Source organism: Kushneria aurantia DSM 21353, assembly GCF_000382245.1.
In the GTDB taxonomy this organism is placed as follows: domain Bacteria; phylum Pseudomonadota; class Gammaproteobacteria; order Pseudomonadales; family Halomonadaceae; genus Kushneria; species Kushneria aurantia.
On sequence record NZ_KB907872.1, the window covers coordinates 1 to 18,401 of the forward strand.

The following is an 18,401-nucleotide window of genomic DNA, read 5'->3' on the forward strand; positions in this document are numbered from 1 at the left end:
AACGCCCCGACAGAGCGCTTTTTCAGAAGCTTGAAAACGGAATGGATACCGGAGATCGGTTATTCGTGCTTTGTCTCGGCGAAGCGGTCAATCACGGATTATCTGATCGGCTATTACAGTGCTCTCCGGCCCCACAAGCATAATGATGGGCTGCCGCCCAATGTGGCTGAGCAGCTCTATTGGAAGACTCAAAAGACAGTGGCCTGAATTACTTGACCACTACAATTTGCCGCCATATCTGCTGATCCTCGGGTCATGAAGTGCTTTTCTGGCACCTTGAAGCCCTCGGAAAGCGATTCCCTGGCGGAAAACTGTGAAGCGCTAATTTCCGAAAGAGGATGGGGAGTATGGGCGGTCGAACTGCTGGAAACCGGCGAATTTATCGGTAATGCTGGTGCGTTTTGGGTCCACTCCGCAGCCTGCGGTGGCGCCGCGCATAAAACGTCTGCCTTATGCGGGCGTTCGTGTTTGCAGGGCCCCGCCGAGAGGCCTAAAGGCCAATCCCGGCTATCGAAAGAGATAATTTCCGGCTTGCGTTGGGTGAAACTATATTGTGCGTTAACGGTCTGTAACCTTACAGGACATCAACGGAGCTGCGTATGCTGATCCGCTTGCGTGACCGCCGCACCCTCGGCGAAAACGACGTCACTCCCGAAGCCATCTATCACGCCCGCCGCCGTTTCATGGCCGGCGCTGCCGGCCTTGGTATGGCCGCCGCGCTGCCGCGCGGTGCGCTGGCAGCGTCGAACTACGACGAGGTGGAGGAGGGCAGCGGCCCGCCCTGGTTTACCCGCCGTTTCGATAACGTCGCGTGGCAGGCGGTGACCGCCGGCGCGGATGACACGATCACCCCCTATGGTGATGCCACCCACTACAACAACTTCTACGAGTTCGGCACCGACAAGCGCGATCCGGCCGAAAATGCCGGCCAGTTGACCACCGAGCCCTGGACTGTCGAGGTCGACGGCGAGGTCGGTCGCCCTGGAACATTCGATGTCGATCAGCTTTTGGGCGAGCACCGGCTGGAGGAGCGCATCTATCGACTGCGCTGCGTCGAGGCGTGGTCGATGGTGATTCCTTGGCTGGGCGTGCCGCTGGCCGACCTGCTAAAGCGCGTCGAGCCCACTTCGAAGGCGAAGTTCGTGCGTTTTCAGACCCTGGAGCGGCCCTCCGAGATGCCGGGGCAGCGCTCGCGTTTCGCCTATATCGACTGGCCCTACCAGGAGGGGCTGCGTCTCGATGAGGCGATGCATCCGCTGACGCTTCTGACCGTAGGCATGTACGGCCGCTCGTTGCCCAACCAGAACGGCGCACCGGTGCGGCTGGTGGTGCCCTGGAAGTACGGTTTCAAGAGCATCAAGTCGGTGGTGCGCATCTCGCTGGTGGAGGATCAGCCGGCCACCGCCTGGAGCAGTATCAACCCTCGCGAATACGGCTTCTACTCCAACGTCAATCCCGATGTCGACCATCCGCGCTGGAGCCAGGCACGGGAGCGGCGCCTGCCCAACAGCCTGTTCAGTCCCAACATGATCGATACGCAGATGTTCAACGGCTATGAAGACCAGGTCGCCTCGCTGTACAGCGGCATGGACCTGCAGAAATATTACTGAGGATGTGAGGCGCTGATGCTACTGGCCTGGCGGTTGGCGGTGTTTGCCGCCGCTCTGTGTCCCTTTGCGTGGTATGCATGGCAGGTCTACAGCGGCAACGGCGGACCGGAGCCCGGGCAGTATCTGCTGCTCAATTTCGGCGTCACGGCGCTGATTCTGCTACTGGTGACGCTGTCGCTGACGCCGTTGATGAAACTCACGCGCTGGAAGGGATTTGCACTGGTGCGGCGTCAGCTAGGGCTGTGGACTTTCAGCTATGCGGTGCTGCACCTGCTCTGCTACCTGCTGTTCATTCTGGGGCTCGATTTCTCGGCGCTGGGCGATGATCTGGTGCGGCGCCCCTACATTATTGTCGGCTTTGCGGCGCTTTTGATGCTGCTGGCTTTGGCTGTGACCTCCAACCGCTACGCGATGAAGCGCCTTGGTAAACGCTGGAAGGCGTTGCATCGCATGGTTTATGCCGCACTGGCGCTGGTGCTGTTGCACTTTTTCTGGGTGGTACGGGCCGATATGGGGGAGTGGCTCAACTACGCGCTGGTGGCGGCGTTTTTGATGGCGCTGCGGATTCCTGTCGTGTCGCGCCGGCTGAGCAGAGTACGGCCGCGCCGAGGAGTGGCCCGACGCGGCTGAGATGGCACACAAAACGCCGCAGCGCTGTGCTGCGGCGTCGTGATGCCTGGCGCGAAATCTGACGCGCTATTCCATCGCCGTCAGCACCAGCTTGCCGGTGGCATGACCCTCTTCCAGCAGGCGATGAGCGCGCGTCAGATTGTCGACGCTGAGGGGGCCGATGATCTCGCCCAGGGTGCTGCGCAGCCGGCCCTCGTCGATCAGCCCGGCGATGGTGGCGAGCGCCCGGCCCTGCAAATGGCGCTGTATATCGTGCAGCGGACGGGCGAACATGAACTCCCAGTGGAAGCTGGCCGCTTTGGGCTGCAGGGCGTTGAGATCGACCGTTTTATGGGTCTCGGCAATGGCCACGATCTCGCCCAGTGGCTTGATCAATGCCACCATGTTGTCCCAGTGCACGCCGATATCGTGGCAGTTGAAGATGTAGTCGACCTGCGCCACGCCGAGATTTTCCATCTCCTTGACCAGATCGTGGTGATTGACCACATCATGGGCGCCCATATCGCGGCACCACTGCGCCGAGTGCTCCCGCGAGGCGGTGGCGATCACGCGAATACCGGTGAGCTGGCGCGCCATCTGGAGTGCGATCGAGCCCGCTCCGCCGGCGCCGTTGATGACCAAAAGTGTCTGCTCGCCGTGGGCGCCGGTGTCGCGGGTCAGGCGCAGCTTGTCGAACAGCCCCTCCCAGGCGGTCAGGGCGGTCAGCGGCAGGGCAGCACTCTCCTCGACTTCGAGACTCTGCGGGGCACGGGCCATCAGCAGGCTGTCGATCAGTTGGTATTGGGCGTTGCTGCCGGGACGGGTGACCTCGCCCGAGTAGTAGACCCGGTCGCCAACGCTGAAGCCTTCGGCGTCGCTGCCGAGCGCCTCGATAGTACCGACCGCGTCCCAGCCGAGAATGGTCGGCTCGCTCAGTTCGCCAAGGGCGCCGGCGCGCACCTTGGTGTCGACCGGATTGACCGACACCGCTTCGATGCGCACCAGCGCATCGCGGCCCTGCACCTCGGGCCGCGGGATGTCGCTCTGCTCGAAGGCGCCGGGCTTTTGAATGTCAACGGCGCCACGGGTGGTGATGGCTTTCATTGCTATCCTCTTCGATACACAGGCGCGTTCAGCGCTCTATAAATGACAGTATCAAATCTGGACCATGGCGCCGGCCTATGCCAGCAGAGCACTGTGCCGACGTGATGCCGGCCACTTGAGGAGTGTCAAAAATGTCACAGGATTGGGTCGATTTTGCCCGCAAACTCCGCTCCATTGCCCAGACCGGCCAGACCTATACCGACAACAAGTATGAGCTGGAGCGCTATCGTCAGCTGGAGACGCTGACCAATGAGATGTTCGCGGCGCTGGCCGATACGCCGATCGAGCGGGTCGAGAACTTTTTCATTCCCGATCATGGCTATGCCACGCCCAAAGTGGACGTGCGCGGTGCGGTGTTCGAACAGGGGCGGGTGCTGCTGGTGCGCGAGATCAAGGACGGCTGCTGGACCCTGCCGGGGGGCTGGGCCGATGTCACTGAAAGCCCGAAGGAGGCGGTGGTCAAGGAGATACACGAGGAGTCCGGCCACCGCGTCGGTGAGCCGCGCCTTGCCATGCTCAAGGACCGCTCGCGCCACCCCTATCGCCACTATTCGCCGGCCCACATCTACAAGCTCTTTTTCGTCTGCGATCACCTGGGCGGTGAGTTTGTCGTCAACAATGAGACCGATGCCGCCGACTTTTTCGATGTCGATGATCTGCCGCCGCTTTCCGAGGGCAGAACGCTGGCCGAGGATATCCACCAGTGTCTCGACTTTTACAATTCGGGGGCACCGGGCATCTACAGCGATTGAGCGCCATGTCTCCTTTTCAGCGCCTGCTGCACGCCGACTGGAGTCTGCAGGGGCGCAAGCGACGGGTCGCCGAGGCGACCCGTGAAGGGGGCGGCTGGCGTCTGTCGATACCGGTCACGCCGGGCGACACGAGCATTTGGACGGCGGCGCTGATGGTGCCGGATCAGCCGCCAACGCTGGTCGGCTTCGATTTTCCCATCGGCGTGCCGGCGCGCTGGGCACGTCGCGCCGGGCTCGAGCGCTTCGACACCCTGCTGGCAGCGATGGGGCAGGGGCGCTGGGTGGATTTCGACACAGTGGCTGACAGCGCCGCCGATGTCGCTCTCGAGCGCCCCTTCTTTCCGCGTCGCGGGCTGGTCGGCGTACGCCGCCGGCAGCTGGTCGAGGCGCTGGGGCTCGACGATTTCGACGATCTCTATCGCCACTGCGAGCGCACTATCACGGGGCGTCGTCCAACGCCGCTGTTCTGGACGCTGGGCGCTGCGCAGGTGGGGAAGGCGGCGCTTTCGGGTTGGCGCGAGGTGATTGCGCCGGCCAGAAGGGCGGGGGCGGCGCTGTGGCCCTTCGATGGCACGCTTTCAACGCTCGCCGGTGGCGGGCGGCCGGTGCTGGCGGAGAGCTGGCCGAGCCTGGCCGCACGGCGGCTGGGGGTGGCGCTGAAACCCGGACAGAGCAAGCGGTGTCAGGCGGACCGCGCCGCGGTGGGCCGTGCGCTGCTGGCGCTCGATCTGCCGATCACTTTCGATGCCGACCTGGCACGGGAAATGGTTGCGGGCTTCGGTCCCTCACCGGCACGCGAGGACGATTTCGACGCCCTGCTGGGGCTGGTGCTGATGGTGGCGATTGTCGAGGGGCGCATGGGGGCCGAGCCAGGGCTGAATGATCCGCAGCGCCTGCTCGAGGGGTGGATACTGGGGCTTGAAACGTAAGGGGCTTGAAACGTAAGGGGGCTTGAAACCTAAGGGGCCGCTCAAGCGAGCGGCCCGTTATCGAGACCCGTGGCGATCTGGCTCACCCCACCTGCTGGCCGGCCTGTACGATCTTCATGGCGTTGGTGCCGCCCTGGGCACTGACATGATCGCCGCGGGTGAGAATGACGTAGTCCCCCGGCGAAGCAAGGCTGCGCTTTTCCAGCTCCGCCACGGCGCGCTGGTTGACTTCGCCGTTGGGCATGTCGTCGGTATTGAACTCGATCGCCAGCACACCGCGATACATCGCCATGCGGCGCAGGGTGCGCGGGTGGGCCGAGAGCGCCACGATGGGCAGCCCGGAGCGAATGCGCGAGGCGATCAGCGGCGTATAGCCGGTCTCGGTCAGGCAGGCGATGGCGGCCACGCCCTCGAGATGGTTGGCGGCGTACATCGCCGACAGCGCTACCGTTTCGTCGACGCGGTGGAATTCGTCGCTCATGCGGTGCTTGGATTTCTGCGCCGCGCGCTCGCGCTCGGCGCCAAGGCAGCAGCGGTTCATCGCCTGGATGGTTTCCACCGGGAATTCGCCGGCGGCCGTCTCGGCCGACAGCATTACCGCGTCGGTGCCGTCGAGCACCGCGTTGGCGACGTCGAACACCTCGGCGCGGGTCGGCAGCGGCGATTCGATCATCGACTCCATCATCTGCGTCGCCGTAATCACCGCGCGGTTGAGCGTGCGGGCGCGGGCGATCATGCGTTTCTGCACGCCGATCAGCTGGGCATCGCCGATCTCCACGCCGAGATCGCCGCGGGCGACCATGACCACGTCCGAGGCGAGAATGATGCCGTCCAGAGTGTCGGCGTCGGCGACCGCTTCGGCGCGTTCGACCTTGGCGACCAGGGCGATGTTTTGTCCCGCCTCACCCATCAGTTCGCGGGCCCGCTCCATGTCGGCGCCGGAGCGTGGGAAGGAGACGGCGAGGAAATCGACCTCCAGGTCGATGGCGGTTTTCATGTCCTCGAGGTCCTTGTCGGTCAGCGCCGCCGCCGACAGACCGCCGCCCTGCTTGTTGATGCCCTTGTTATTGGAGAGCTTGCCCCCCACCTTGACACGACACTCGATGCGCGAGCCTTCGACCTGCTCGACTTCCAGTTCGATACGGCCGTCGTCGAGCAGCAGGACGTCGCCGCTGTCGACATCGTCGGCCAGTTCCCTGTAGTCGCAGCCGACCTGGTGCTGATCGCCTGCATCGCGGCCAAGGCTGACATCAATGACGAATTTGCTGTCGTTGGAAAGCTCGACGGGTCCGTTGGCAAAGCGTGCGATGCGAATCTTGGGGCCCTGCAGATCGCCCAGGATCGCCACGTTGCGCTGCTGACGCCCGGCCGCTTCGCGCACTGCCGCGACTCGGCGGCGGTGATCGTCGGCGCTGCCATGGGAAAAATTGAGTCGCACGACATCCACGCCGGCCCTGACCATGGCGTCCAGGACCCCCTCCCGGTCACTGGCCGGTCCAAGGGTCGCCACAATCTTGGTGCGGCGGATGGGATCATGGAACGTTCTCGACATGAAGGACTCTCCTGATGCGGTGTCGGTAGTGCTTCACTATACCTTTACGACGGGTTCGGGTGCGATGCTGGTGTTCAAAGTCTCGGCGATGGTCGTGCTATTGTCGAGGCTATCCACACTGCAGGGAACGATGACCGCCGCGACATCCGGTGTACCGAGCGGTGAATCGGTGGCCTGTAGCGCCGGCGCCGGTGCCAGGGTAGGGTAAGCGCAAATTTCGAGCGCATGCGGTGTTGCGTCACAGGCCGAAGAGACATGATCCGGTACCACCGGTAAAAGAGATGGAGACCTATGGGCAAGTCACTGGTGATCGTCGAGTCGCCGGCCAAGGCCAAGACCATTAACAAGTACCTCGGCAACGATTTCATCGTGAAGTCGAGCGTGGGCCATATTCGCGATCTGCCCACCAGTGGTAGCGGCAAAAAGGCCGCTGACCCCTCCGAGCGTGCGCGCCAGGCGGCGGCAACGCGCAGGATGTCGGCCGATGAGAAGGCGGCGTTTCAGAAGCAGAAACAGCACGATCAGCTGATCCGCCGCATGGGCGTCGATCCCGAGCACGGCTGGGAAGCACACTATGAGGTACTGCCCGGCAAGGAGAAGGTGGTCGACGAGCTCAAGAAACTGGCCGAGAAAGCCGACGCCGTCTATCTCGCCACCGACCTTGACCGTGAGGGGGAGGCGATCGCCTGGCACCTGCGCGAGACCATCGGTGGTGACAGCGATCGCTACCGTCGAGTGGTCTTCAACGAGATTACCCGCAACGCCATTCAGCAGGCTTTCCAGGATCCCGGCGAGCTACAGCTCGACCGCGTTCACGCCCAGCAGGCGCGGCGCTTTCTGGATCGCGTGGTGGGCTTCATGGTCTCGCCGCTGTTGTGGAACAAGGTCGCCCGCGGCCTCTCCGCCGGCCGCGTGCAGTCGGTGGCGGTGCGTCTGATCGTCGAGCGCGAGCGCGAGATTCGCGCCTTTGTGCCCGAGGAGTACTGGGACGTTCACGCCGATCTGAAAAGTGCCTCCGGCGACAGCATCCGCTTTGAACTGGCGCGTCTCAACGGCGACAACTTTCGCCCCGGCTCGCAGCAGGAGACCGAGCAGGCAATGGCGCCGCTACGCGACGCCGCGCTTTCGATCACCGGCCGCGAGGATCGTCCCACCTCCAGCAAGCCCGGCGCGCCCTATATCACTTCGACCCTGCAGCAGGCCGCCAGCGGCCGTCTCGGCTTTTCGGTCAAGAAGACCATGACGCTGGCGCAGCGTCTCTACGAGGCGGGCTACATCACCTATATGCGTACCGATTCGACCAATCTGTCACAGGACGCCATCGAGATGGCGCGTGGCTACGTCGAAGAGGAGATGGGCAGCCGCTATCTGCCCGAGTCGGCCAACCGCTATGCCAGCAAGGAGGGCGCCCAGGAGGCACACGAGGCGATTCGTCCCACCGACGTGCGCCTCTCGGGTGACGCTCTGAGCGGTATGGAGCGCGACGCCGAACGCCTTTATGAGTTGATCTGGCGCCAGTTCGTCGCCTGTCAGATGGTGCCGGCGCAGTATCTCTCCACCACCCTGAGCGTCGAGAGTGGCCCCTTCGAGCTGCGCGCCCGCGGCCGGGTGCTGAAGTTCGACGGCTGGACGCGGGTGCAGAAACCCGGCGGCAAGCGCGAGGAGGATCAGGCGCTGCCCGACCTGGAAAAAGGCACCGCGCTGGAACTTGTCGCGCTCGACCCGAAGCAGCACTTTACCCGGCCCACCGCGCGCTACACCGAGGCAAGCCTGGTGCGCGAGCTCGAAAAGCGCGGCATCGGTCGCCCCTCGACCTATGCAGCGATCATCTCGACCATTCAGGAGCGCGGCTACGTGCAGCTTGAAAGCCGGCGCTTCTACGCCGAGAAGCTGGGCGAGATCGTCACCGACCGGCTGGTGGAGTCCTTCCATGACCTGCTCGACTACGGTTTTACCGCCCGCATGGAGGATGAGCTCGACCGGGTGGCCGGCGGCGAGCGCGACTGGCGTGAGCTGCTGGACAGCTTCTATGGCGATTTTCACGCCCGTCTCGAACACGCCGAGACGGAAGACGGCATGCGCCCCAATATGCCGGTGGAGACCGATATCAGCTGTCCCAGCTGTGGCCGGCCGATGCAGATTCGCACCGCTTCGACCGGGGTTTTTCTCGGTTGCTCGGGCTACAACCTGCCGCCCAAAGAGCGCTGCAAGACCACTATCGATCTGCTGCCCGGCGAGGAGGCGGTGCCTGCCGATGCCGACGAGAGCGCCGAGACCGACGCCCTGCGCGCCAAACGGCGCAATCCGCACACCGGGACGGCAATGGACAGCTATCTCATCGACGAGACGCGCAAGATCCATATCAGTAACGACGACGACGGCTACTACGAGATCGAGCAGGGTCAGTTTCGTATCAAGGGCTACGAGGGGCCGACCATCGAGTGCGACCGCTGCGGCGCCGAGATGCAGCTGCGCTCCGGGCGTTTCGGCAAATACTTCGCCTGCACCAACGACGACTGCAAAAATACCCGCAAGCTGCTGCGCAGCGGTGAGCCGGCACCGCCCAAGATGGACCCCATCCCGATGCCGGAACTGGCCTGCCAGAAGGTCGAGGATCACTATGTGCTGCGCGACGGCGCCAGCGGTCTGTTCCTCGCTGCCAGTCAGTTCCCCAAAAATCGCGAAACCCGCCCGCCGCTGGTGAAGGAGCTCAAGGCCCATGCCGCCGAGCTGCCCGAGAAGTACCACTACATGCTCGAGGCGCCCGAAGCCGACAGTGCCGGCAACCCGGCCCAGATCCGCTTTTCGCGCAAGACCAAAAGCCAGTACCTGCTGACCGAGGATGAGGGCAAGGCGACCGGTTGGAAAGCGTTCTGGCAGGACGGCAGCTGGGAGGTCGAATCAGGCAGCAAGGGCAGTGAAAACAAGGGCAGTGGGAAAAAAAGCAGTGCCGGCAAGGGCGGCAGCGGTAAAGGCAGCGGCGGCAAAAAGGGCGGCAGGCAGGCGTCATGAGCGATCAGGGCCGCACCAACCAGCTGCTCTATCAGGCGCTTTTGATGCTCGAGGTGCCGCCGGGCAGCGACGAGCACGGCGAAGCGCGGCGCATGGCGCTGGAGGAGGGGGCGCTTTCGATGCTGGCGCTGGCTCTGGAGAGCCTGGTGCGCGAGATCGCCCATACCTGCCGCTGGCCTGACATGCCCTGGCGCGAGGTGCTGGTCAATCCACCCGGGCGTGTCGCCGAGATCGAGCAGTTACGCGAGCTGATGGCGCGCCCCGACAGCTGGCTGAGCCGGCTGCTGGGGCATATCGACCATCTCCACACCGCCGAGGGCGCGGCACGGCACGGTCGTCGCGAGCGTACCATTGCCACCAGCCTCAACCCGGCGCTGGGTCGCGAGCTGCTGGCGTGCCATGAGGCCTTTCGCCAGCTGCTGCCGCAGCTACGCGAGACCAGCCACGAGTGGTAGAATACCCTGTTCGTTCAATATTCAGGGGGCGCCCGGCCTTGCAGCCGGCGCCCCTTTTAAGCTGTTTCTCTACGGTGGTTCATGACAGATACATCGGTACTGGAAATCGTTGAACTCGATGATGGCCGCTTTGTGCTGCGCTCGGCGGATGGGGAAGAGGGGGAGCCGCTGGCCAGCATCAGCTTCTCGTCGCAGACGCTGGAGATGCTGCGTCATCACCGCTTCGACGTGGCGCGGGAGATGCTTGACCATCTGATCGAGCGTTCGCTGCTGGGCAACGACGGCGACAGAGAAGAGAGCGTGCCCGCCGCCATTCACTGAGTGTGATGCTATAAAAAGCCGACAGCGCCCCGCAGGGCGCTGTCGGCTTTTGACGGCGCAGGCGGCACAGCGCGAATCAGAGCGTGCTGCCGTCGCCGCCGCGAATGACGCCTACGCCGATGCCTTCGATCTCCAGTGGCTGGCGCTCGAGGTCGATCTCGATGGGGGCGAAATCGGGGTTTTCGGCAATCAGGCTGACCCGGCTGCCACGGCGCTGGAAGCGCTTGACAGTCACCTCGTCCTCGAGGCGTGCCACTACCAGCTGGCCGTCGCGTACCTCGCTGGTGCGATGCACCGCCAGCAGGTCGCCGTCGAGAATACCGGCGTCGCGCATCGACAGACCGCGCACGCGCAGCAGATAATCGGCCCGCGGTGCGAAGAAGTCGGCCGGCATCGGGCAGTAGCGCGCAATATGCTCGGCGGCCAGCACCGGGCTGCCGGCGGCCACTTCGCCGATCACCGGCAGACCTGTGTCGCTCTCCTCGTCGCCCTGATGGGCCAATCGAATACCGCGCGAGGTGCCCGGGATCATTTCGATAACCCCCTTGCGGCGCAGTGCACGTAGATGCTCTTCCGCCGCGTTGGGGGAGCGAAAGCCCAGTGCCGCGGCAATTTCGGCACGGGTTGGCGGGTAGCCGAGCGCATCGATGGTCTGCACGATGAAGTCGAATACGGCCTGTTGGCGTGCGGTCAGCGTTTGGGTCATGGGCAGTCGCCATTGTCGATGTATACAGTATGTGATTGTATCCAGTCGTTGCCGTGATGCAAACCGGCGCGATGCGTAAAGCTTTTTCATAACACCGGGAGTTGAATTGATGCCGGACATGGCGACGGCGCCTTCCGGCCCGCTGATGTGCGATATCGCGGGCCAGTGGCCCAGCGATGAAGAGCGCGACTGGCTGTGCAGCGACGAGAGCCTGGCGGGCATCATTTTGTTTGCGCGTAACCTGCAGAGCGCCGCGCAGATGCGCGCCCTGTGCGACGAGCTGCGTCGCTGCCGCCCCGGGCTTTTGATCGCCATCGACCAGGAGGGCGGCCGGGTACAGCGCCTGCGCGAAGGCGTTACCGCACTGCCGCCGATGGCGGCGCTGGGCGAACTGCATCGTCACCGCCCGCAGCAGGCGCTGGCGCTGGCCCGTGATATCGGCTGGCTGCTGGCGATGGAGATGGCCGCCTGCGGGGCCGACTTCTCCTTCGCGCCGGTGCTCGATCTCGACGATGCACGCTGCCCGGCAATTGGCAACCGCGCTTTCGCCAGCGACCCGGAGCGCGTGGTGGCCCTCGCCGGCGCCTTTATCGAGGGGCTCGATGAGGCCGGTATGGCGGCGGTTGGCAAGCACTTTCCCGGCCACGGCGGCGTGACCCTCGATTCTCATCGGGTACTGCCCGAGGATGAACGCTCGCTGGCGGCGCTGGCATCGCACGATCTGATCCCCTTTCGGCAGCTGGCACCACAGCTGGCGGGTGTCATGCCGGCGCATGTGCGCTTCACCGCGGTTGATGAACAGCCGGCCGGTTTTTCGCCGCGCTGGCTCGATTACCTGCGCCAGGATATCGGCTTCGATGGCGCCATCGTGTCCGATGATCTCAACATGAAGGGGGCTGCCATTGCCGGCGGACCGGGCGAGCGGGTAACCGCGGCGCTCGCCGCCGGCTGCGATATGGCGCTTTTGTGTAACGATGCCGAGGGTGGCGCACAGGCGCGCCGGACACTGCATGGCTATCAGATGACTTCGGCGCAGAAAAAACGTATTGAGCGTCTACGCTTTAGCGGCCGCGCCGATGATATGGCGGCACTGCAGGCCCGGCCACGCTGGCACGATATACGCCAGCGGCTGGCGCCCTTGATGGCAGGCTAGCAGCCTGTCGGACTTAACGCTGATCGGCTGCAAACCCCGGGCTTTTGGCCAGTTTCATCGCTCGGAATCGTTAAATAGCGGGGCTATTTGCCTCATCCGAGCGATGAAACCGGCTCAAGATCCGTCGTTTTCGCGACGACCGGTCAAGCCCGACAGGCTGCTAGTGCAGGGCCATCGCCTACCCATATTCAGTGATCAGGGTTAGACATGACGCAGGAGTCGAATGGCGACCGGGCCTCAGCAGCCGGTCGGCTGGCATCTTCCGGCAATGACGCCACCCAGTACTGGCAGCAGCAACTCGACAGTGTCCGCGAGTGGGCCGCCACCAGCTTCGGGCTGCCGGGCTGGCTGTTGACCATTCTCAGCGTGACGGCGGTGGTACTGCTGCTCGATCTGCTCTGCTATTTTCTGCTCGGCCGGCTGGAGCGCCGGCTGTCGAAGAGTCCGCGGCGCTGGGACGATGCACTGGTTCACGGGCTGCGCCGGCCGCTGCGGGTGTGGCTGTGGCTGGCAGGCATCTGCGCGATTCTGACCCTGGCCGCCCAGGCGCTGGAGGCCGGGGGTGTCACTCCCTACACCGCGCTCGCTTTCGGCCTGATCACGCTTGCGATGCTGCTGTGGACCGAAGTGCGGCTGATGAAACGCCTCGAGCAGCGGCTGGTCTTTCCGCCCGGCAACTCTCATGCGAAGGGCGTCGATCAAACCTCTGCCTCGGCAATCACCAAGATCGTCGGCTCACTGACCCTGCTGGCGATAACGCTTGTCGGCCTGCAGATGCTCGGCGTGTCGGTATCCAGCCTGCTGGCGCTCGGCGGGGTCGGCGGCATTCTGATCGGTTTTGCCGCCCGCGATGTAATGGCCAACTTCTTCGGCGGCATGGTCATCCACCTCGACAAGCCCTTTCGGGTCGGCCACTGGATCCGTTCGCCGGACCGCGAGATCGAGGGCGTGGTCGAGGATATCGGCTGGCGACTGACGCGTATTCGCACCTTTGCCGGCCCGCCCATCTATGTGCCCAATGCCGTGTTCAGCCATATTGTGGTGGAAACGCCGTCGCGCATGCACGTCAGGCTATTGTGGGAGACTGTCGGGGTACGTTATCAGGACGCCCACGCGGTAGAGGCGATCACCCGTGATATTGCCGACATGCTCGGCCGCGACGACGATATCGAAAACGACGAGCTGATTACCGTTACCGTCAACGGCTTTGCTGACACCTCGATCAATATCATGATCTATGCCCTCACCAGGGTGATCGACTGGCAGCGTTTCAACGAGGCAAAGCAGCATATTCTGCTGGCGGTGCGCGATATCATCTACCGCCACGGCGCCGAGCTGGCAACGCCTGCTTCAAGGGTGTATCTACCCGATGAGATAAAGCTGCGTCAGGCGCGGGATCAGGAAGCGCTTGAGTCGGATGACAATAGCCGCCAGCATGGCGAAGCCGATGACGCTCGGCGCGGCAGCCAGCGGCGCCGCAACGCGGGGCAACGAGCGCCCCTTGAGAGTGACGAACAGAGTGATGCAGAAGGCGATGGCTGAGACTCCGACCGGCGACTCTGAGCACAGAGCGCAAAGACAGGACATGACGCGGCTGATGGCTGACGCCGACTGCCTGTTCGAACTGCCCGCCGTGGAGCGGGCGCTGGACGACATGGCGACGCGCGTCAGCGCCGATCTGAGCGAGCGTCTGCCGGTCTTTTATTGCGTGATGAACGGCGGCCTGATCACTACCGGCCATCTGCTGACCCGGCTCGGTTTTCCGCTCAAGGTCGATTACCTGCACGCCACCCGCTACCGCAGCGAGCTGCGCGGTGGCGAGCTGTTCTGGCGGGTGTCGCCGGAAGTACCGATGAGCGGCCGCCACGTGGTGATCGTCGATGACATTCTCGACGAGGGCACGACACTGGCGGCCATTATCGACTACTGCCGCCGCGCCGGTGCGGCAAGCGTTTCCAGTGCGGTACTGGTGGAGAAACAGCATCAGCGCAAGGCGGTGCCCGGGCTCAGAGCCGACTACTGCGGCCTTGAGGTGGAAGACCGCTACGTATTCGGCTTCGGCATGGACTACAAGGGCTACTGGCGCAACGCACCGGGAATTTTCGCGCCGCGGGGGCTATGACGCAAAAGCAGTGCGAGTGGGGTATGCTGACCGGGCTGCACGCCATGGCCGGCCGGGTTCAGTCGGGAGCACCGTGCTCCTCCAGATAGACACGCAATGCCTGGTTGAGGCGCGTCTGCCAGCCGGGGCCGGTCTTCCGAAAAGTAGCCACGACATCGGGGTCAAGTCGAAGCGTTATCTGCTGTTTGGGGTCTGTAAGACGAGGGCGGCCGCTCTGTCTGGCATGCTCTGCACGCTGTACGATCTCCTCGACAGGTTCTTTCCCTTTCGACCAGATACCGCGCTCGAAATCTTCGTCGGTCAGCTCGGGCGCCTCATCAATATCGACCCAGTCGGTCTCGGTATCCCTGCTGTTCGCGCTCATTGGCTTTCCTCATACTGATGATGCGGCGATTTCCTTCGCGCGGCGTCATAATGGTTGGAAGCAATATCCCGCCTCGAGTCCCGGATTCGCGCTTCGCTACGCCGCCTGCGCCTTTTTATTGAAGCGCTCCAGCAGGCCTTCAAGCTCGACAAAACGGGACTCGGCATCCTCCATCGGGGTCTCGAAACGCAGGGTGTCGGCGCCATCGAGGCGGTAGCGATCGGGTGCCTTCTGGATCATCTCTACCAGCGTGATGGGTTCAACCAGGGTCTCGCTGCCGAACTGCACCCGACCGCGCCGGTCGCCGGCCTCCAGCCGCGTGATTCCCAGTCTTTCGGCGCGCAGCCGCAGCGACGCCTGACGGAAAAGGTGTTTGACCTGCTCCGGCAGCATGCCGAAGCGGTCGATCATCTCCACCTGCAGCTCGCGCAGGTCGCCATCGTTGGTGGCGTTGCTGATGCGCTTGTACATGATCAGCCGCTGCTGAACGTCGTGAATGTAGTCATCCGGAATCAGGGCTGCCACGCCGAGGCTGATCTCGATGCTGTCCGCCATGGGCGCCTCGATATTGGGCGTTTTGCCACTTCTGATGGCGTTCACCGCGCGGTCGAGCATCTCCATGTAGAGGCTGTAGCCGATGGTCTCGATCTGGCCGCTCTGCTCCTCGCCGAGCAGTTCGCCGGCACCGCGAATTTCAAGGTCGTGGCTGGCCAGGGTGAAGCCGGCGCCCAGATCCTCCGCCTGACTGATCGCCTCCAGCCGCTTGCTGGCATCGCCGGTCATCTGCTTTGGCGGCGGTGTCAGCAGATAGGCGTAGGCCTGGTGGTGGGAGCGTCCCACACGCCCGCGCAGCTGGTGTAGCTGGGCAAGGCCGAACTTGTCGGCGCGCTCGATGATGATGGTGTTGGCACTGGGCACGTCGATGCCGGTCTCGATGATGGTGGAACAGACCAGTACGTTGAAGCGCTTGTGGTAGAAATCCGACATCGCCCGTTCCAGCGCGCGCTCCGCCATCTGGCCGTGGGCGACGCCGACGCGAGCGTCGGGCACCAGTTCGCGCACCTTGTCGGCGCTCGACTCGATGGTGCGAACCTCGTTGTGCAGGTAGTAGACCTGGCCGCCGCGCAGCAGCTCGCGCAGAATCGCCTCCTTGAGAACCGACTGATTGCGCTGTTGCACGAAGGTCTTGACCGACAGCCGCCGCGCCGGCGGCGTGGCGATGATCGACAGATCGCGCATGCCGCTCATCGCCATCGACAGGGTGCGTGGAATGGGCGTGGCGGTCAGGGTCAGAATATCCACCTCGGCGCGCAGCGCCTTGAGCTTCTCCTTCTGATTGACCCCGAAACGGTGCTCCTCGTCGACGATCACCAGACCAAGATTGGCAAAGGCCATTTCGCGGCCCAGCAGCTTGTGGGTGCCGATGACAATATCGGCGCGGCCGTCGCCGAGGCGCTCGAGCGTCTGCGACTGCAGCTTGCCACCCTGAAAGCGCGACAGAATATCGATATTGACAGCGGTGCCGGCAAAGCGGTCGCGGAAGTTGTCGTAGTGCTGCTGGGCGAGCAGGGTAGTGGGCACCAGTACCGCCACCTGGCGGCCCGACTGCACGGCGAGGAAGGCGGCGCGCATCGCCACTTCGGTCTTGCCGAAACCGACATCGCCGCACACGACCCGATCCATCGGCTGTTTCGAGGTCATGTCGTGGATTACGGCGTCGATCGCCATGCGCTGGTCGGGGGTTTCCTCGAAGGGGAAGTCGGCGGCGAAACGGGCGTATTCATCTCCCGGTGCCTCGCAGGCGAAGCCTTCGCGCGCCTCGCGGCGAGCATAGATGTCGAGCAGCTCGGCGGCACTGTCGCGCACTTTTTCGGCGGCGCGGCGGCGGGCCTTTTCCCATTGGTCGCTGCCCAGCTTGTGCAGCGGCGCCGACTCGTCGCTGGCGCCGGCGTAGCGTGAGATCAGGTGCAGGCTGTCGACCGGCACGTAGAGACGTGCGCCGCCGGCGTACTCCAGGGTCAGAAACTCTGCCGGCGTGCCGCCGGCGTTGAGGGTGTCAAGCCCCAGATAGCGCCCCACGCCGTGGCTCTGGTGTACCACCGGGGCGCCCTCGCGCAGCTCCGAAAGATGACGGATCGCCATCTCGCCATCGTTGGTGGCTTTGGCGCGCCGCCGCGTCTGACGCACCACCTCACCGAACAGTTCGGTCTCGGTCAGTACCACAACGCCGTCATCCTCGAGCCACAGGCCGCTTTCCGGCTCGCCTTCGGCCAGCCCGTAGTGCGCCTCGCCGCTGATAAAGCCGTGCCAGTCGCTGTCGGCGAGCTCCAGGCCCAGCGGCGTCAGTGACTCCTCCAGCGCCTCGCGTCGACCACGCGACTCTGCCACGAACAGCACGCGCTGAGCGGGGTTGGCGTCAATGAAGCCTTTCAGCGCGGCCAGCGGGGTCGAGGATCGGGCGTCGATGGCCACCTCGGGCAGAGCGCGGCCCGTCACCACGCGCCCTTCGCCGTCGCGGCGCCACTGCAGTCGCGGGCAGCGGTTGATGGCACCGAACAGTTCGGCCACCGGGATAAAAGCGCGCGCCGGCGGCAGTAGCGGGCGAGTCGGGTCAACGCCGAGGTTTTCATGGCGCTGGGCGATCGACAGCCAGTGCGCCTCGGCAGCTTCGAAGACGCCGTGCAGCAGGGCGCAGCGCGTATTGTCGCCAATGTGATCGAGCAGGCTGGCGGTGGTCTCGAAAAAAAGCGGCAGATACTGCTCAAGCCCGGGCGAGGGGATGCCCTGCAGAGCGTCGAGATAGAGCGGGCAGTGGCGCGGGTCGACGTCGAACAGGGTCTCGAAGCCCTCGCGAAAGCGAGCGATCGCCTCCGGCGTGAGCGGGTACTCGTGGGCCGGCAGTAGTTCGACCTGGTCGATGCGCTCGGCGGAGCGCTGGGTATCCGGGTCGAAGGTGCGCAGGGTGTCGATCTCGTCATCGAACAGGTCGATACGCAGCGGCTGCTCGCTGCCGACCGGGTAGAGGTCGATCAGCGCGCCGCGAAAGGCGTACTCGCCGGGCTCATAAACCGTCTCTACCGCGCGATAGCCGGCGCTGTGCAGCTGATCCCTGAAGTGCTGTCGGTCGAGGCGGTCGCCAACCGCCAGCTGCAGCGCCTGGATGGCGACATAGTCGCCGGGCGGCAGGCGCTGCATCAGGGTATTGACCGGTACTACCAGTAGTGCGTTCGGGTCGCGCTGCAGCCGGCGCAGCGTGCGCAGACGCTCGGAGACGATGTCCTGATGAGGTGAAAAGCTGTCGTAGGGCAGCGTTTCCCAGTCCGGAAACAGCAGCACCTCGCGATCACTGTAAAAGCGCAGTGCCGCCAGCAGCTGCTGAGCGCTGGCCGAGTCGGGAGTGACGATCAGAAGCGGTGTTTCACCGCGTGCTGCAAGCCGTGCCATGGTCAGCGCGTCGGCGCTGCCGTGAGGTATCTGCCAGCGCGTGGCTTCCCTTGCCGGGGAAAGAGCGGGCGGATCGAGGGGCGTAATCTGCGAGCTTTGCGAGACCATTACGTGGCTTTGAGTTCCGGTAACGAAAATGACAGAAGTATCGTGGCGGGCACTGTGTGACGCAAACGAGGCTCGCATTCTAACCGCCCTGGCGGGATTGATCGAATCGGCAGTAACAGGCGGGTTGCAGACAGTGGCGCGGCGCTGTTGGCAGGACATG

16 protein-coding genes and 1 pseudogene are annotated in these 18,401 nt (G+C 64.1%); 12 read left to right on the top strand and 5 right to left on the bottom strand.

Going from position 1 to position 18,401, the window contains the following annotated elements; genetic code table 11:
* From H146_RS0109210 to msrQ, 3 genes and pseudogenes are all read left to right on the top strand, one after another.
* Window positions 1–207: pseudogene (locus tag H146_RS0109210) on the top strand (integrase core domain-containing protein); the annotation flags it as partial.
* A 392-nt stretch (window positions 208–599) separates the two neighbouring features.
* Complete coding sequence (gene msrP, locus H146_RS0109215; RefSeq protein ID WP_019951589.1) at window positions 600–1,610, top strand: protein-methionine-sulfoxide reductase catalytic subunit MsrP; 1,011 nt, start codon at window positions 600–602, stop codon at window positions 1,608–1,610.
* A gap of 15 nt (window positions 1,611–1,625) precedes the next feature.
* On the top strand, window positions 1,626–2,240 hold the full coding sequence (msrQ, locus tag H146_RS0109220; RefSeq protein WP_019951590.1) for a protein-methionine-sulfoxide reductase heme-binding subunit MsrQ: 615 nt from the start codon (window positions 1,626–1,628) through the stop codon (window positions 2,238–2,240).
* Window positions 2,241–2,306: 66 nt separating this feature from the next.
* On the opposite strand, the gene H146_RS0109225 is transcribed toward msrQ, so the two are convergent.
* A complete protein-coding gene (locus H146_RS0109225; protein WP_019951591.1) occupies window positions 2,307–3,323 on the bottom strand; it encodes a zinc-binding alcohol dehydrogenase family protein in 1,017 nt (338 codons plus the stop codon).
* A 131-nt stretch (window positions 3,324–3,454) separates the two neighbouring features.
* Here H146_RS0109225 and H146_RS0109230 point away from each other — a divergent pair, with 131 nt between their 5' ends.
* Together H146_RS0109230 and H146_RS0109235 are read left to right on the top strand one after the other, a co-directional pair.
* Entirely contained in the window at window positions 3,455–4,075 is a 621-nt protein-coding gene (locus H146_RS0109230; protein ID WP_019951592.1) for an NUDIX hydrolase, read from the top strand.
* A 5-nt stretch (window positions 4,076–4,080) separates the two neighbouring features.
* Window positions 4,081–5,004, top strand: coding sequence for a DUF429 domain-containing protein (locus tag H146_RS0109235; protein WP_019951593.1), 924 nt, complete (start codon window positions 4,081–4,083; stop codon window positions 5,002–5,004).
* 82 nt (window positions 5,005–5,086) lie between these two features.
* On the opposite strand, the gene pyk is transcribed toward H146_RS0109235, so the two are convergent.
* Window positions 5,087–6,556 (bottom strand): pyruvate kinase, encoded by a 1,470-nt coding sequence (gene pyk, locus H146_RS0109240; RefSeq protein WP_019951594.1) that lies wholly within the window; start codon window positions 6,554–6,556, stop codon window positions 5,087–5,089.
* On the opposite strand from pyk, the gene H146_RS0109245 reads away from it, so the two are divergent.
* The 4 genes from H146_RS0109245 to H146_RS0109260 all read left to right on the top strand — a co-directional run bounded on the left by H146_RS0109245 (window position 6,555) and on the right by H146_RS0109260 (window position 10,344).
* Window positions 6,555–6,764, top strand: a complete 210-nt coding sequence (locus H146_RS0109245; protein WP_019951595.1) for a hypothetical protein — start codon at window positions 6,555–6,557, stop codon at window positions 6,762–6,764. The genes pyk and H146_RS0109245 overlap by 2 nt on opposite strands.
* Before the next feature lie 83 nt (window positions 6,765–6,847).
* Window positions 6,848–9,568 carry a type I DNA topoisomerase gene (gene topA / locus H146_RS18975; RefSeq protein ID WP_019951596.1) on the top strand — a complete coding sequence of 907 codons (2,721 nt, stop codon included), beginning with the start codon at window positions 6,848–6,850 and terminating at the stop codon, window positions 9,566–9,568.
* Window positions 9,565–10,023, top strand: a complete 459-nt coding sequence (locus tag H146_RS0109255) for a DUF6586 family protein (RefSeq protein ID WP_019951597.1) — start codon at window positions 9,565–9,567, stop codon at window positions 10,021–10,023. Before topA ends, H146_RS0109255 begins: the two co-directional genes overlap by 4 nt.
* Before the next feature lie 81 nt (window positions 10,024–10,104).
* Window positions 10,105–10,344: a hypothetical protein gene (locus H146_RS0109260; protein WP_019951598.1), complete on the top strand. Its 240-nt coding sequence runs from the start codon at window positions 10,105–10,107 to the stop codon at window positions 10,342–10,344.
* A 76-nt stretch (window positions 10,345–10,420) separates the two neighbouring features.
* Here the strand turns inward: H146_RS0109260 and lexA are convergent, their stop codons facing one another.
* Window positions 10,421–11,050, bottom strand: a complete 630-nt coding sequence (gene lexA / locus H146_RS0109265) for a transcriptional repressor LexA (protein WP_019951599.1) — start codon at window positions 11,048–11,050, stop codon at window positions 10,421–10,423.
* A gap of 109 nt (window positions 11,051–11,159) precedes the next feature.
* Between lexA and nagZ the strand changes: the two genes are divergently transcribed.
* The 3 genes from nagZ (at window position 11,160) to H146_RS0109280 (ending at window position 14,325) form a co-directional block, all read left to right on the top strand.
* A complete protein-coding gene (gene nagZ, locus H146_RS0109270) occupies window positions 11,160–12,203 on the top strand; it encodes a beta-N-acetylhexosaminidase (protein ID WP_019951600.1) in 1,044 nt (347 codons plus the stop codon).
* 207 nt (window positions 12,204–12,410) lie between these two features.
* Complete coding sequence (locus tag H146_RS18980; RefSeq protein ID WP_019951601.1) at window positions 12,411–13,745, top strand: mechanosensitive ion channel family protein; 1,335 nt, start codon at window positions 12,411–12,413, stop codon at window positions 13,743–13,745.
* Between the two features lie 43 nt (window positions 13,746–13,788).
* Entirely contained in the window at window positions 13,789–14,325 is a 537-nt protein-coding gene (locus H146_RS0109280; protein ID WP_019951602.1) for a hypoxanthine-guanine phosphoribosyltransferase, read from the top strand.
* Between the two features lie 58 nt (window positions 14,326–14,383).
* Here H146_RS0109280 and H146_RS0109285 read toward each other — a convergent pair whose 3' ends face one another.
* Together H146_RS0109285 and mfd are read right to left on the bottom strand one after the other, a co-directional pair.
* Entirely contained in the window at window positions 14,384–14,689 is a 306-nt protein-coding gene (locus H146_RS0109285) for a BrnA antitoxin family protein (RefSeq protein ID WP_019951603.1), read from the bottom strand.
* 96 nt (window positions 14,690–14,785) lie between these two features.
* Window positions 14,786–18,241 carry a transcription-repair coupling factor gene (mfd, locus tag H146_RS0109290; RefSeq protein ID WP_019951604.1) on the bottom strand — a complete coding sequence of 1,152 codons (3,456 nt, stop codon included), beginning with the start codon at window positions 18,239–18,241 and terminating at the stop codon, window positions 14,786–14,788.
* Window positions 18,242–18,401: the final 160 nt, after the last annotated feature.

What these genes read in the sequence shown, in the direction of transcription:
- H146_RS0109260 (WP_019951598.1), top strand. Translation starts at nt 10,105, where the DNA reads ATGACAGATACATCGGTACTGGAAATCGTTGAACTCGATGATGGCCGC.
- H146_RS0109230 (WP_019951592.1), top strand. Translation starts at nt 3,455, where the DNA reads ATGTCACAGGATTGGGTCGATTTTGCCCGCAAACTCCGCTCCATTGCC.
- H146_RS0109225 (WP_019951591.1), bottom strand. Translation starts at nt 3,323, where the DNA reads ATGAAAGCCATCACCACCCGTGGCGCCGTTGACATTCAAAAGCCCGGC.
- topA (WP_019951596.1), top strand. Translation starts at nt 6,848, where the DNA reads ATGGGCAAGTCACTGGTGATCGTCGAGTCGCCGGCCAAGGCCAAGACC.
- H146_RS0109245 (WP_019951595.1), top strand. Translation starts at nt 6,555, where the DNA reads ATGAAGGACTCTCCTGATGCGGTGTCGGTAGTGCTTCACTATACCTTT.
- nagZ (WP_019951600.1), top strand. Translation starts at nt 11,160, where the DNA reads ATGCCGGACATGGCGACGGCGCCTTCCGGCCCGCTGATGTGCGATATC.
- mfd (WP_019951604.1), bottom strand. Translation starts at nt 18,241, where the DNA reads ATGGTCTCGCAAAGCTCGCAGATTACGCCCCTCGATCCGCCCGCTCTT.
- H146_RS18980 (WP_019951601.1), top strand. Translation starts at nt 12,411, where the DNA reads ATGACGCAGGAGTCGAATGGCGACCGGGCCTCAGCAGCCGGTCGGCTG.
- H146_RS0109285 (WP_019951603.1), bottom strand. Translation starts at nt 14,689, where the DNA reads ATGAGCGCGAACAGCAGGGATACCGAGACCGACTGGGTCGATATTGAT.
- pyk (WP_019951594.1), bottom strand. Translation starts at nt 6,556, where the DNA reads ATGTCGAGAACGTTCCATGATCCCATCCGCCGCACCAAGATTGTGGCG.
- msrQ (WP_019951590.1), top strand. Translation starts at nt 1,626, where the DNA reads ATGCTACTGGCCTGGCGGTTGGCGGTGTTTGCCGCCGCTCTGTGTCCC.
- H146_RS0109235 (WP_019951593.1), top strand. Translation starts at nt 4,081, where the DNA reads ATGTCTCCTTTTCAGCGCCTGCTGCACGCCGACTGGAGTCTGCAGGGG.
- H146_RS0109255 (WP_019951597.1), top strand. Translation starts at nt 9,565, where the DNA reads ATGAGCGATCAGGGCCGCACCAACCAGCTGCTCTATCAGGCGCTTTTG.
- lexA (WP_019951599.1), bottom strand. Translation starts at nt 11,050, where the DNA reads ATGACCCAAACGCTGACCGCACGCCAACAGGCCGTATTCGACTTCATC.
- H146_RS0109280 (WP_019951602.1), top strand. Translation starts at nt 13,789, where the DNA reads ATGACGCGGCTGATGGCTGACGCCGACTGCCTGTTCGAACTGCCCGCC.
- msrP (WP_019951589.1), top strand. Translation starts at nt 600, where the DNA reads ATGCTGATCCGCTTGCGTGACCGCCGCACCCTCGGCGAAAACGACGTC.